This window comes from Paenibacillus sp. FSL H8-0457, from assembly GCF_038051935.1.
GTDB lineage: Bacteria > Bacillota > Bacilli > Paenibacillales > Paenibacillaceae > Paenibacillus_AQ > Paenibacillus_AQ lautus_A.
Genome location: NZ_CP150293.1, coordinates 2998882 through 3010954 on the forward strand (window position 1 = coordinate 2998882; position 12073 = coordinate 3010954).

Annotated in this window: 12 protein-coding genes; 9 read left to right on the forward strand and 3 right to left on the reverse strand. The window is 51.2% G+C overall.

Annotated features, from left to right (window positions below; all coding sequences use genetic code 11):
- Positions 1-70: 70 nt before the first annotated feature.
- The 4 genes from MHI43_RS13455 to MHI43_RS13470 all read left to right on the forward strand — a co-directional run bounded on the left by MHI43_RS13455 (position 71) and on the right by MHI43_RS13470 (position 2700).
- Positions 71-652 carry a sigma-70 family RNA polymerase sigma factor gene (locus MHI43_RS13455; RefSeq protein ID WP_036663473.1) on the forward strand — a complete coding sequence of 194 codons (582 nt, stop codon included), beginning with the start codon at positions 71-73 and terminating at the stop codon, positions 650-652.
- A complete protein-coding gene (locus tag MHI43_RS13460) occupies positions 613-1575 on the forward strand; it encodes a hypothetical protein (RefSeq protein ID WP_235201810.1) in 963 nt (320 codons plus the stop codon). The genes MHI43_RS13455 and MHI43_RS13460 overlap by 40 nt, the downstream gene beginning before the upstream one ends.
- 123 nt (positions 1576-1698) lie before the next feature.
- Entirely contained in the window at positions 1699-2466 is a 768-nt protein-coding gene (locus MHI43_RS13465) for a hypothetical protein (protein ID WP_341283268.1), read from the forward strand.
- Between the two features lie 123 nt (positions 2467-2589).
- Complete coding sequence (locus MHI43_RS13470; protein ID WP_200868618.1) at positions 2590-2700, forward strand: sporulation protein YjcZ; 111 nt, start codon at positions 2590-2592, stop codon at positions 2698-2700.
- Positions 2701-2756: 56 nt separating this feature from the next.
- On the opposite strand, the gene MHI43_RS13475 is transcribed toward MHI43_RS13470, so the two are convergent.
- The gene (locus MHI43_RS13475; RefSeq protein ID WP_015734880.1) at positions 2757-3821 is read right to left on the reverse strand and encodes an anthranilate phosphoribosyltransferase; all 1065 of its coding nucleotides are present in this window, start codon (positions 3819-3821) and stop codon (positions 2757-2759) included.
- Positions 3818-4441: an ANTAR domain-containing protein gene (locus MHI43_RS13480; protein WP_015734881.1), complete on the reverse strand. Its 624-nt coding sequence runs from the start codon at positions 4439-4441 to the stop codon at positions 3818-3820. Before MHI43_RS13480 ends, MHI43_RS13475 begins: the two co-directional genes overlap by 4 nt.
- A gap of 351 nt (positions 4442-4792) precedes the next feature.
- On the opposite strand from MHI43_RS13480, the gene nirB reads away from it, so the two are divergent.
- The 5 genes from nirB to MHI43_RS13505 all read left to right on the forward strand — a co-directional run bounded on the left by nirB (position 4793) and on the right by MHI43_RS13505 (position 10834).
- Entirely contained in the window at positions 4793-7225 is a 2433-nt protein-coding gene (gene nirB, locus MHI43_RS13485; RefSeq protein ID WP_036663470.1) for a nitrite reductase large subunit NirB, read from the forward strand.
- Positions 7226-7238: 13 nt separating this feature from the next.
- A complete protein-coding gene (nirD, locus tag MHI43_RS13490) occupies positions 7239-7559 on the forward strand; it encodes a nitrite reductase small subunit NirD (RefSeq protein ID WP_036663469.1) in 321 nt (106 codons plus the stop codon).
- Positions 7560-7642: 83 nt separating this feature from the next.
- Positions 7643-8110 carry a formate/nitrite transporter family protein gene (locus MHI43_RS13495; protein ID WP_015734884.1) on the forward strand — a complete coding sequence of 156 codons (468 nt, stop codon included), beginning with the start codon at positions 7643-7645 and terminating at the stop codon, positions 8108-8110.
- A gap of 8 nt (positions 8111-8118) precedes the next feature.
- Entirely contained in the window at positions 8119-8874 is a 756-nt protein-coding gene (gene cobA / locus MHI43_RS13500) for a uroporphyrinogen-III C-methyltransferase (protein WP_015734885.1), read from the forward strand.
- A 310-nt stretch (positions 8875-9184) separates the two neighbouring features.
- Positions 9185-10834: an FAD-binding dehydrogenase gene (locus MHI43_RS13505; RefSeq protein WP_036663466.1), complete on the forward strand. Its 1650-nt coding sequence runs from the start codon at positions 9185-9187 to the stop codon at positions 10832-10834.
- Positions 10835-10961: 127 nt separating this feature from the next.
- Here MHI43_RS13505 and MHI43_RS13510 read toward each other — a convergent pair whose 3' ends face one another.
- Positions 10962-11879 (reverse strand): aldo/keto reductase family oxidoreductase, encoded by a 918-nt coding sequence (locus MHI43_RS13510; RefSeq protein ID WP_036663464.1) that lies wholly within the window; start codon positions 11877-11879, stop codon positions 10962-10964.
- Between the last annotated feature and the right edge of the window lie 194 nt (positions 11880-12073).

Genomic DNA, 12073 nt, shown 5'->3' on the forward strand with positions numbered 1-12073 from the left:
TGTCCCTTTTTTGGAAGAAGAGGGGTTATATAAACGTAAAATAAGATTTTCACGGAGGTGCGTCTTCGAATTGGATTCGATCGAGGAGTACGTGAGACGCGTTAAGGCTGGTGAGGTGGATTGTTTCGAGCCTATCGTCGAAGCGTACAAAAAACAGATTTACATATACTGCTGCCGCATGCTCGGCTGCAAGCAGGATGCGCAGGATGCCGTCCAGGATATCTTCATCAAAGCGTTTACCAAGCTTAATACCTATGAAGCCAAGGTTTCATTCTCATCATGGTTATACAAGATTGCATACCACCATTGTCTCAATATTCTTCGTAAGCGACGGGTTCGCATGCGAGTAAGCCGGCTGGTCAAACCGGCAGGTTATGCCGATAGCGTGGAAGAGACGCTGGAGCGCAAATGGTTTAGCGAACCGCTGGAATATGCCATGACCAAGCTCTCGGTAGAGGAGCGTAATCTGCTCGTGTTGAGGGTTTTTGAAGATAAACCATTTACGGAGATTGCGCAGATTCTGGATAAGAATCTAAGCGCGGTTAAGAAAAAATATGCTCGGATGAAACTTAAAGTCATCCAACTGATCCAGGAGAAGGAGGGGACGGGGTTATGCGAGATTCGGGACAGCCGGAGCAAGATCGAATTCTGAGAAGCATGGAATTGCACACTGTGGATGAAGAAGTAGACGTGACCCCCGCCATCATGCAAAAGGTGCGTCTAATTCACCGGAAGAAACACGGAAGAAATGACGGCAATCGGAAGAAAACCTTAATGATTGCAATGCTTACTGCGATTTTGATTCTTTCGTCGCTTAGTGTTTACGCAAGTCATTACTTGATACAGATCAAGAACAAGGAAGGTGAAGTCATTCTGTCGACCATCAAGCCATGGAAATATTCCGAATCGGAATATAACGCCGAACGTGTAAAAGAGACGGAAGAAGAGCTGAGAAAGAGGTTAAAGCCGGGAGAACAGGCGGTATTTTATATCAAGGACCTGCATATGACGCCACTCATCAAAGAACAACCACTGAAATATTTTTATATGTTGACTAAGCATTCGAATTATCAGGAACTCGCAAAAGAAATCGAGGAAAAAAACGCTCCAGTGCTTCTAGAGCCAGATTATGTACCGGAAGGGTATCGATTTGATTATGGACAGATTCAAATTAGGAACGAGCCCGTATGGGGTACACCGGAGTATGAAACTCTTCTGAATGAACTCAAAGAGCAGGCGGAGCAGTCGGATGAAGAACAGGGACTGTTCTATAAGATTGTTCCTTGGTTCCAGATTGCATCTACAGGAATGGAATATCGTAAAGGCGAAAATCGGATCAAGATGGTAGCTTTTGCACGAGAGAAGGGCTCCAAGGCCGGGGTGCCCACAAACCAAGCCGTAAAAATAAAGGTGAAAGGGAAAGAAATGATTTTGTCAGCCAGTCCATCCAGCCCTTCACGCAGTTTGACTTGGTTAAGCGACAGCGAAGAGGTACTGTATATTATTACGGATGACCCAAAGGATCCGTTGTCCAAGGATGAGTTTGCGAAGATTGCGGCAGGGCTTATTCCGTAAAGGTATCCGATTTTTTACAAAATGTCCCTTTTGATGACGGCGAGGTGTTATATGAGATGTTAATAAAACTCAAAAGGCTTTGCCGCCGAAAGGAGCACGAATGGTAACATGATAAAAAACAAGATGAAAGTCGCATTATTTCTCGCAGCCACGATGATGGTCGGATCCGTCAACGCATACGCAGCCAGTACCGAAAGCGTATCGATATCGAAGACGATGTCTGCCAAACCGGAGAAGGGAATCGTTTCATATGACGATCAAATCACGGACTTGGTCAACAGACTTAAGCCAGGTCAGATGATTGCCTACTATGCTGCCGATCAGGAATATAACCGGGCAGATCAAATCTTCTTCACATCCAAAGGCTTTGCTTTCACCAAGTATACGGACTATCTGGCGAAATCGAAGGCAATGAAAGCACCGGCCCTGACCAAGCCTGCAGCCTTGCCGAAAGGGTACACTTTCAAGAACGCGGTTGTATACTTAAAGAGTCCTGAAAGAACGTCGAGCCTGTACAAGAAGCTGGACCAGGAATTGAAGGGGAAGGCCGCGAAAGGCGAGAAGTTCGTGTATTCCGACATCATAAAAGCGAATGAAGCGTCCGCTGCGATTCTAAACTATGAGAAAGGCAAAGTAAAGCTTCAAGTCGTAGCGAGTGATATCGTTCCCGAACAGCCAATAGGCGGAACGCCCGTACCGCAGGACAAACCCAACGAATCCAAGGAGACCATTGTCATTAACGGTGTCGAATGTGTCTACACCGCCGACTTGAAGGGAAGGGATCACCTGGATTGGGTAGATGAGGAGCAACAGATTCGTTACAGCATTTGGGCCGAAGACGTCAAGTCTGATATTCTTCGCTATGCTAAGAATATGCTTGCTCAAACATAGAGGCTTTGCCATAAAATCCAGGTCGATGCAAAAATCCATGTTTTTATTTTTGCTCTAACGTCTAAGCTCTTTCATATAACGAGCATAGGATATTGTGTTCCGAAAATAAAGGAGGTTAGAACCATGGGTGAAGTTGCCGGTTACAATGGCGGAGGATACGGATCGGTTGGAGCGGTGCTGGTTCTCTTTATTCTCTTGGTCATCATCTTGTCTGCTTTCGGATTTGGAGTTTAATAGGGTATGAAAAAAACCCGCACCGTTTGCCCGGTGTGGGTTACTTCCGTTCATTGCTATGCATGCCTCCCCATAGGCGAGACCGCATCGCCTTTCGGGGTGGATTCTATAAGCAGGGACAACCATTTGCTATATAACTCCCACGGTTTCCCTGAGTCCAGCAATGCTTTGCAAGTATAAATCCCTTCCTCGACCGACCTGACTTTGTCCGCCAATTGTAGACGTACCGCACCATTCAGCAGCACCTGGTAGATAAATGCGAGGTCCCCTTTGCCTAGCAGAACCTCCGCCGTAGCGTCAGCTTGTTCGGAAGGAGTCCAGCTGATCTCTGGAACCGGCACATCTAGCCCGTACGCTTCGGGATCGATGATCTGGAGACTGGCTTTACCGTTCTCGATCCGGTATGTCCGCGTGGGCCGGTGAATGAATAGTTCATCCGAGCCTTCACTGCCTTGAATAATGATCGCTTTGCGGTAATCGAGTTTCATGATCAGTCGGCTTAACCGGTCAAAGACCGTATTATGGTAAACACCAAAGGTTAAATATGGGGAATGAGAATAATCGACAAACTTTTCCGCCGTGTTGAGCACGGTCCGCATCCCCAGTTCCTCGCGAATCGGGCGAAGTTGCTTAAGCGGAGGGCACCATTCTTCCGCATCTACATATAATACGCCCGTCCGTTTGGCCGCCCGGATGCATGAGTCTTTGGCCAATGCCGGTCCGGTTATTCCTTTCGCCGCGAGTATATCCGACAAGGTAATCCCCCACTTTGGCGGGAGGGATGCAGTCCCGTGCAGCGTAACAGGGAGATCGGCAGCCGCGAGGACAAAAGCAGTGGCTAGCGTCGAGAAAAAAGATGACTTTCTGCCGTCATAAGGACCTGCGCAGTCGATACCCGCATGTAAAAACGAACGGTCCGCATATTCACGACTGACCTTCACGAATGCTTCCAATTCTTCCACGCTTTCCATCTTGATGCGTTCAGCGATGAAAAAGGCGCCGATCTGCGCAGGAGTAGCCTGTGCACCTAGAATCGATGCTGCAGCCTGAAGGGCTTCCTCGTAAGTCAGGTCCCGAGCGCCGCGTTTGCCGCGGCCGACTTCTTTCAATAAGTGGATCATGATTTTTTGGCACCTCCTGAACCGGTCTCTTGCAGCAATTGATACAGCTTAACGATCGAGGTGGCGACGTCCACCATTCTTTTTCTTTCATTCATCGCCTGTTTGCGCAGGACATCGTAAGCTTCGGATTCCGAAATTTGTTTCATTTCGCATAAAATGCCTTTGGCCATATCAATCCATTTTCGTTCTTCAATGCGGGCTAGGAGCTGCGTTTTTTCGTCATGCCACTGTTGACGTTCGTAAAAATGCTTTGAACTAAAATGAAGCGTCCAATGCAGCTCGTGCTCCTTCATGGAGGGGAATAAAAGTCCATCAATTGTAACATCATCTTCACATGCTTCGAGAGATTGCGAAGCGGCATGATCGCTGCACCACCACAGAACCGGCACGCGCTTTTGTTGTTCAAGGGTGCTGCACCATGGCTTGATCGAGGAAACCGGAAGATGGAGAACCGTTCCGTCAGCCTCCATGATTCCGGCCAACGCTTGCTTCTCATTGCGAGCAAGGTGGATCTTATAGCCGTATGAACGAAGGATAAATTCCGGAAGAAGCGCCTTGGCAGCTGTGTCACTTCGCTCTGAAGCAGGGACCGGATGGTGGATAACCAGCAATGAACGCATGGATTGACGCTCCCTTCATAAATGAAATCCTGTCAGAGGTTAAGCTTTAGCACAAAACAGAAACTATGTTAATTTATATAACATAAATCACAAGTAGATGTCGATAATTAATTAATTTTCTTAATTTCGTGTCAAATATATTGACAGAACTCAAATGCGTAGTGTATATTTCCCTCAAGAACTTTATACTTCCCGGATACAACGTTGTATCCCATTAGCGGCAAAGAAGCCTGTTTTCGTTCCCGGTAAGAGTGTGCCAACTCTACTGGATCGAATGCAGGCTATTTTGGTTTTTTAAGATTTGTTGATGGATGAGTATATCGAAGGTGTTAGACGGAGGGAGAGCGAACCATGACAAAAAAGAAGTTAGTGATGATCGGGAATGGCATGGCAGGAGTACGTGCTATCGAGCATTTAATCAAGCTTGCGCCCGAAGCGTATGAGATTACGATATTCGGGGCGGAGCCTCATCCGAACTACAATCGGATCATGCTGTCATCCGTCCTCGCAGGCGGAACCGATCTGAAGGAAATCATTATTAATGACTGGGATTGGTACAAGGAGAACCGGATCCAATTGCATGCAGGACATACGGTGAACCGGATCGACACGCTGCATCGCAAAGTATTCTCCGAGCAAGGAGCTGTCGCTCCATATGATGCTTTGATTATTGCGACCGGCTCCAATCCGTTTATGCTGCCTTTGCCGGGTGCCGACAAGGAAGGCGTGATCGCCTTTAGGGACATCCAGGATTGCGAAACGATGGTGAAGACGTCGCAGCAATATAAGAAAGCGGTGGTCATCGGGGGAGGCCTCTTGGGCCTGGAGGCCGCTCGAGGTCTTCTGCATCTGGGCATGGATGTATCCGTGGTTCACCTGAATCCCTATTTAATGGAACGGCAATTGGACGAGACGGCAGCCAAAATGCTGCAGCGTGAACTCGAAACACAAGGAATGACCTTTTTGCTGAATAAAAATTCGGAATCGATCTCGGGTCGGAAGCGGGTGAGGGCGCTCCATTTTACGGACGGGAGCAGCGTCGAGACCGATCTGATCGTGATGGCCGTCGGGATCAAGCCAAACGTCTCTTTGGCACAGTCCTCCGGGATCGAGGTTAATCGCGGGATCGTCGTTAACGACTATATGGCGACGAACGTCCCCGGCGTCTATGCGGTGGGCGAATGCGCCGAGCATCGGGGCATTGCTTATGGTCTTGTAGCCCCGCTGTACGAACAAGGAGCGGTACTCGCCAAGCATCTGGCAGGTGTGGAGACGAGTGGATATGCCGGTTCCGTCACGTCAACGAAATTAAAGGTATCCGGCGTGGATGTATTCTCCGCAGGTCATTTTGCAGACCCGGAAGGAGCCAGATCCATGCGATATCAAGATGAGGTCGAAGGGGTATACAAAAAAATCGTCGTCCGCGAAGACCGGCTCATCGGGGCTGTTATGTTCGGCGATACGGGGGATGGACCGAAGCTGTTTTCGCTCATGAAGAGCGGGGAATCCATCAAGGGCAGAGAGAAAGAGCTTCTGTTAGGCTTCGCGCCTAATGCAGGCGTTGTATCACCGGAGCAGCGGCTGGCTCAGCTGGCGGATGATGAGATCATTTGCGGCTGTAACGGCGTATCGAAAGATGCGATCAAAGATGCCATTCTTACGAAGAACTGCAATACCGTCGCATCCGTTAAAGCTTGTACTAAAGCTTCGGGATCCTGCGGCGGCTGCAAACCTCTTGTCGAGGGACTCGTTCAATTATACGCCGGGGATGCTGCCGGGGAGCCGGTAAAAGAAGGGATATGCGGATGTACTTCGCTGGGGAGAGATGAAATTATCACCGAGATCACCCGTCTTGGACTGGGTACCGTGAAAGAAGTGATGAATGTGCTGGGATGGGACAATCCGGAGGGGTGCTCCAAGTGCCGTCCATCGCTGAACTACTATCTCGGCATGCTGTTTCCGGAATCCTACGTGGACGAGAAGGAATCCCGTTTCACGAACGAGCGGTACCATGCCAACATTCAGAAGGATGGCACGTATTCCGTGGTGCCTCGGATATACGGTGGGGTGACGTCGCCTTCGGAGCTAAAGAAAATCGCCGAGATTGCAGAAAAATTCGATGTGCCGATGGTCAAGATTACGGGCGGACAGCGGATCGATCTACTCGGCGTCAAGAAGGAGGATCTGCCGAGGATGTGGGAGGAGCTGGATATGCCTTCCGGTTATGCTTACGGTAAAGCCCTCCGTACGGTTAAAACTTGCGTAGGGTCCACGTTTTGCAGATTCGGCACGCAGGACTCCATAGGTATGGGCGTGCGTTTGGAGAAAGAATTTGAGCGGCTGAGCACCCCGGCCAAAGTGAAACTGGCGGTTTCCGGATGTCCTCGGAACTGCGCGGAAGCCACCATTAAGGATTTTGGCGTTGTGGCAATTGATGGCGGCTGGGAATTGCACGTCGGCGGCAATGGAGGCGTTCATGTCCGGGCCACGGAATTGTTATGCGTCGTAAAGACCGAAGACGAGGTAGTCGAATGGGCCGGAGCCTTTATCCAATATTACCGCGAAAACGCACAATGGAATGAACGGACGTCGGTTTGGATCGAGCGAGTTGGCCTGGACCATGTGAAAAAAGCATTGGAGAAGAAAGAGGACCGCGCCGCTCTTGTTTCCAGAATAAAGCTGGCTTTAAGCAAGCAAAAGGATCCGTGGAAGGAGATTACGTCAGACAGCGGGCTTCGTAAAAATTTCGTGCCTTTGCCTGACGCCGAAGCTGTGACGAAATAGGGGGAGAACCAATATGGCGAAACTGCATGTAGGATATGTGAACGAAATCGATCCTAAGGGATCAAGAACCATTGAAATCGGGGGAACGGAAATTGCGCTGTTCCGCTTGTCGGACGGGAATATTCTGGCCGTCGAAAACAAGTGCCCGCATAAAGGAGGCAAGCTTTCGGAAGGTATGGTGTGCGGGAAGCAAGTGCACTGTCCACTGCATGATTGGAAAATCGATCTGTGCAGCGGACAGGTTCAAGAGCCGGACACGGGTCATGTAAACACTTTTCAGATAGAAGTGGATCCGGCAAGCGGCGCGATTTACTTGCTGGATCGTACAGCTTAACGCATTGTTAGTCATATTCCGCTGTTATGTTTGAGGCTGTCTTAAATGTTAAGGATTGATTTCATTAGAAGGAGTAGACCGACATGGATTATGTGAAACCGGATCAGGAGATGCATGACATGATCGAGGCTGAGGCCGCGAAGGCGCGGCTGAAGACTTCGCAGATGCTTATTCGCGGCATACTGTCCGGCGCTATCCTGGCATGCGCCACCACGCTAGCATTTACAGCTTCGACTCAAACGAATATCCCGATGGCGGGCGCGCTCCTATTTCCGGTTGGCTTTGTCATCATTGTAGTGCTGGGCTTAGAGTTGGTCACCGGAAGCTTTGCACTCTTACCGTTAGCCGTCCTGCAGAAGAAGGCGTGGCTCTGGAATCAAATCCCCGTGCTTATAGGTAACTTTATCGGCGGATCGTTATTTACCGGGGAGATGCTGTACTTTGCCCGATATGGATTCGGCAAGAGACGCGGGGTTGCGCGGATGACGACCGGCTATTCAGGCCGCAGAATAATGGAGGCGACGGCAGTTTCCGTCGAGAACAGACGATGAGGCCGGGCATGGTGTATATCGTCGGCGCAGGTCCGGGAGACCCGGAGCTGATCACACTGAAAGCCCTCCGGCGTATCCAGGAAGCGGACGTCATCATGTACGATCGGCTGGTGAACGATGAGCTGTTGAGTTACGCGAAGAAGGATGCTTTGCTTGTATACTGCGGCAAGGCACCCGGACGCCATTCTCTTCCGCAGGAAAGGATCAACGAGAACATGGTGGCCTTTGCCCTTGATGGTCATCATGTCGTCAGACTCAAGGGAGGCGACCCGCTGATTTTCGGTCGAGGGGGAGAGGAAGCATGCGAATTGGCTGCACGCGGCATTCCCTTCGAATTCGTACCAGGCGTTACCTCGGCGGTGGGCGCTTCCTCGTCCGCAGGAATTCCACTGACTCACCGCGGAGCCAGTACCTCGGTTGCTTTTGTCAGCGGAACGAGCTGCCATGGTAATGAGCAGAGCGTGAGGTGGGACTTGCTGGCGCACAGCGTGGATACGCTTGTGGTGTACATGGGTGTCAGCAGAATGGACGGCATCTGTAAAGAGATGATCGCTCATGGCAAGCAGCCGTGGACTCCCGCTGCCATCGTCGAGCAGGGAACCAGGGCGGAAGAGAGAATCTTCACGGGTACGCTCGGAACCATCTACAGGATTTCTCATCGGATGAACGTGAAAAATCCGGCCCTGCTGATCATTGGAGAAGTGGTGCGGGTCAGAGAGCAGCTCCTGAAACTGGCGGCGGAGGCGCAGGAGAAGACCGGTTAACCCTTGTGCAGATATGAGGAAATGTATGCACAGCCTACAATTACGCTAGTGCGATACGAAGATACTTTTAACCATGGAGTGAACCCTTCTTGATTTGGGGTTCACTTTATTTTGCTGTGGAACATGTTAGCGGGGATGGGAAGGCATACAATAATACGGACCTGGCATTCGAGAATAGCCGATTCTATGCCGTCGTGAGAGGAAAACGCTTACACAGCAAAGAATATCATGTTAACGCCATCTGTAACGATCAAGCTGGAGTGAAGTTGAAATTACTTGTTTTAGAAAAGGGAAAGAACGGGGGAGACGCATGAAATATGACGTCATCGTGGTAGGAGCCGGCTTATCGGGTCTCGTAGCTACCGCCGAAATGGCCGAGGCCGGCAAGTGGGTGCTGCTGCTTGACCAGGAACCGGAAAGCTCTATTGGCGGGCAGGCATGGTGGTCTTTTGGCGGTTTATTCCTTGTCGATTCGCCTGAGCAGAGAAGACTGGGGATCCGGGACTCCCGTGAACTGGCATGGCAGGATTGGCTGGGAGCCGCTGGTTTCGATCGGGAGGAGGACGAGGATCTGTGGGGGCGAAAATGGGCCGAGGCCTATGTCGACTTTGCCGCCGGCGAGAAGCGGGCATGGCTGCATTCGTTAGGAATTCGGTTCTTCCCAGTCGTTGGCTGGGCGGAACGCGGCGGATATCTCGCCGAGGGCCACGGCAATTCCGTGCCGCGTTTTCACATTGTGTGGGGAACAGGGCCAGGTGTCGTACAACCATTTGAGTCCAGGGTCAGAGACGCCATCCGTTCCGGCGTAGTTGATTATCGTCCGCGTCACCAAGTCGATGAGCTGATTACGCGCGAGAATGCCGTCACTGGAGTAAGGGGTTCGGTACTTGCACCGAGTTCGGCCCGCCGGGGCGAAGAAAGCTCCCGCGAGGTCGTTGGCGACTATGAATATTATGCGGAGGCTGTGGTTGTCTCCAGCGGAGGCATCGGCGCCAACCACGAGCTGATCAGGCAGCATTGGCCGTCCCGGTTAGGCGAGCCTCCACGAGCGATGCTCTCCGGCGTTCCCGCGCATGTGGACGGACGGATGCTGGGAATAACGGAGCAAGCCGGCGGGCGGGTCGTCAATCGAGACCGGATGTGGCACTACACGGAAGGGATTAAGAACTGGGACCCGGTATGGTCCAAGCACGGCATCCGGATACTGCCGGGTCCATCGTCAGTATGGCTTGATGCCAAAGGGCAACGGCTTCCTGCTCCGAATTTCCCGGGTTTCGATACGCTGGGAACCCTGAAAGCCATTCAGGATACGGGCTTTGACTATTCCTGGTTTCTTCTGACCAGAAAGGTCATTGAGAAGGAATTTGCCCTGTCCGGCTCGGAACAAAACCCGGATTTGACCGGCAAGAGCATCCGTAAAGTGCTGGGAAGAGCAGGCTCGGGCATTCCTGGCCCTGTGCAGGCATTTCTGGATCACGGCGAGGATTTTGTTGTCGCCGATTCACTGCCCGAGCTTGTGGACGGCATGAATAAGCTTGCAGGCAGCGACCTGGTCAAGCTGGACGATTTGAAGCGTCAGCTTGCCGCCAGAGACCGCGAGATGGACCAGGCTTTTACCAAGGATCTGCAGATTACGGCGCTCCGGGGAGCAAGGAATTATATAGGCGATCGCTTGGTGCGCGTAGCCAAGCCGCATAAATTTCTTGATCCGGCCCATGGTCCATTGATTGCGGTGCGCCTGCATATTCTTAGCCGGAAAACACTGGGCGGGCTTCAAACGGATCTATCGGGGAGGGTGCTGAGTGGATCCGGCGAACCGGTTCCCGGGCTCTACGCGGTTGGGGAAGCGGCCGGCTTTGGTGGTGGGGGCGTTCATGGTTACCGTGCATTGGAGGGAACGTTTTTGGGTGGCTGCCTGTTTACGGGAAGGCAGGCGGGGCGGTGCATTGCACAACTGTAAAGTTCAGGAGGTCGTCCATCCTTGGAAAATTGTGCAAGAGGCCCCTTATCGTTGTCATCCTCTTCCCAGCCATAATAATGAAACAGCCTCCCATCGAAGTCGAAAGGAGGCCGTTTTCAGTTATGGCTTAAGGAAGGATGTTGCCGGCCGCGCGGTAAATGGCGTACCATTCCTCGCGAGTCAGCGTGACCTCGCCTGCTTTGATGCAGTCTTTCAAACGGTTGATATTCATCGTTCCGATGATGGGCTGCATATGTGCAGGATGGCGAAGAAGCCAAGCAATGGCAATCGTCGTATTGGTGACGTTATATTTCTCAGCGATTTCATCGATCTTCTGGTTAAGCTCAGGGAACTTGTCGCTTCCAAGGAATACGCCTTCGAAGAACCCGTATTGGAAAGGCGACCAAGGCTGAATCGTAATGTCGTGCAGTCTGCAGAAATCCAGAACGCTGCCATCGCGGTTAACCGCGGCGTCGTTCTCCATATTCACGTTGATTCCGCTTTGAATCATGGTGGTATTCGTGATGCTAAGCTGCAGCTGGTTGGCTACGAGCGGCTGCTTCACTGCTTTTTTCAAGAGCTGGATCTGCATCGGATTCTGGTTGGATACGCCGAAATGACGCACTTTCCCGGAGCTTTCGAGCTGATCGAATGCTTCAGCCACCTCTTCAGGCTCAACCAAAGCATCCGGACGGTGGAGCAGGAGAACGTCGAGATATTCGGTACGAAGTCTTTTGAGGATGCCGTCGACGGAATTCAAGATATGCTCTTTGGAGAAATCGAACATGCCCTGACGGATACCGCATTTGGATTGAAGAATGATTTTCTCCCGGACTTCCGCATTCATATGTATCGCATCTGCAAAAATCTCCTCGCAAGCTCCGCCGCCATAGATGTCGGCATGGTCGAAGAAGTTGGCTCCTTCCTCCAGTGCGGATTGCACGAAACGTTCGGCTTCGGCTTTTTCCAGCGAATTTATGCGCATGCAACCAACGGCTACAACAGGTACTTCCAGTGAACTGCTTCCTAGTTTCATCGTTTTCATGATTGCGGTCCTCCCATTCAAAATAGGTTAATTGTACGGCCGCCGCGCTATAATGCAGGGGCAGCCGAGAACGTGTAAGCGAACGACTAGATGAATAGGTTCATGCTGACAGTCTCTAATGTATTGTGACATGCAGACGGCGCAATGTACAAGCTTTAATTTTCTCTCCCATGCAGCAATGTGGGTTCTGGATC

What these genes read in the sequence shown, in the direction of transcription:
- MHI43_RS13495 (WP_015734884.1), top strand. Translation starts at nt 7,643, where the DNA reads ATGGATTATGTGAAACCGGATCAGGAGATGCATGACATGATCGAGGCT.
- nirB (WP_036663470.1), top strand. Translation starts at nt 4,793, where the DNA reads ATGACAAAAAAGAAGTTAGTGATGATCGGGAATGGCATGGCAGGAGTA.
- MHI43_RS13480 (WP_015734881.1), bottom strand. Translation starts at nt 4,441, where the DNA reads ATGCGTTCATTGCTGGTTATCCACCATCCGGTCCCTGCTTCAGAGCGA.
- nirD (WP_036663469.1), top strand. Translation starts at nt 7,239, where the DNA reads ATGGCGAAACTGCATGTAGGATATGTGAACGAAATCGATCCTAAGGGA.
- MHI43_RS13470 (WP_200868618.1), top strand. Translation starts at nt 2,590, where the DNA reads ATGGGTGAAGTTGCCGGTTACAATGGCGGAGGATACGGATCGGTTGGA.
- MHI43_RS13510 (WP_036663464.1), bottom strand. Translation starts at nt 11,879, where the DNA reads ATGAAAACGATGAAACTAGGAAGCAGTTCACTGGAAGTACCTGTTGTA.
- cobA (WP_015734885.1), top strand. Translation starts at nt 8,119, where the DNA reads ATGGTGTATATCGTCGGCGCAGGTCCGGGAGACCCGGAGCTGATCACA.
- MHI43_RS13505 (WP_036663466.1), top strand. Translation starts at nt 9,185, where the DNA reads ATGAAATATGACGTCATCGTGGTAGGAGCCGGCTTATCGGGTCTCGTA.
- MHI43_RS13465 (WP_341283268.1), top strand. Translation starts at nt 1,699, where the DNA reads ATGAAAGTCGCATTATTTCTCGCAGCCACGATGATGGTCGGATCCGTC.
- MHI43_RS13475 (WP_015734880.1), bottom strand. Translation starts at nt 3,821, where the DNA reads ATGATCCACTTATTGAAAGAAGTCGGCCGCGGCAAACGCGGCGCTCGG.
- MHI43_RS13460 (WP_235201810.1), top strand. Translation starts at nt 613, where the DNA reads ATGCGAGATTCGGGACAGCCGGAGCAAGATCGAATTCTGAGAAGCATG.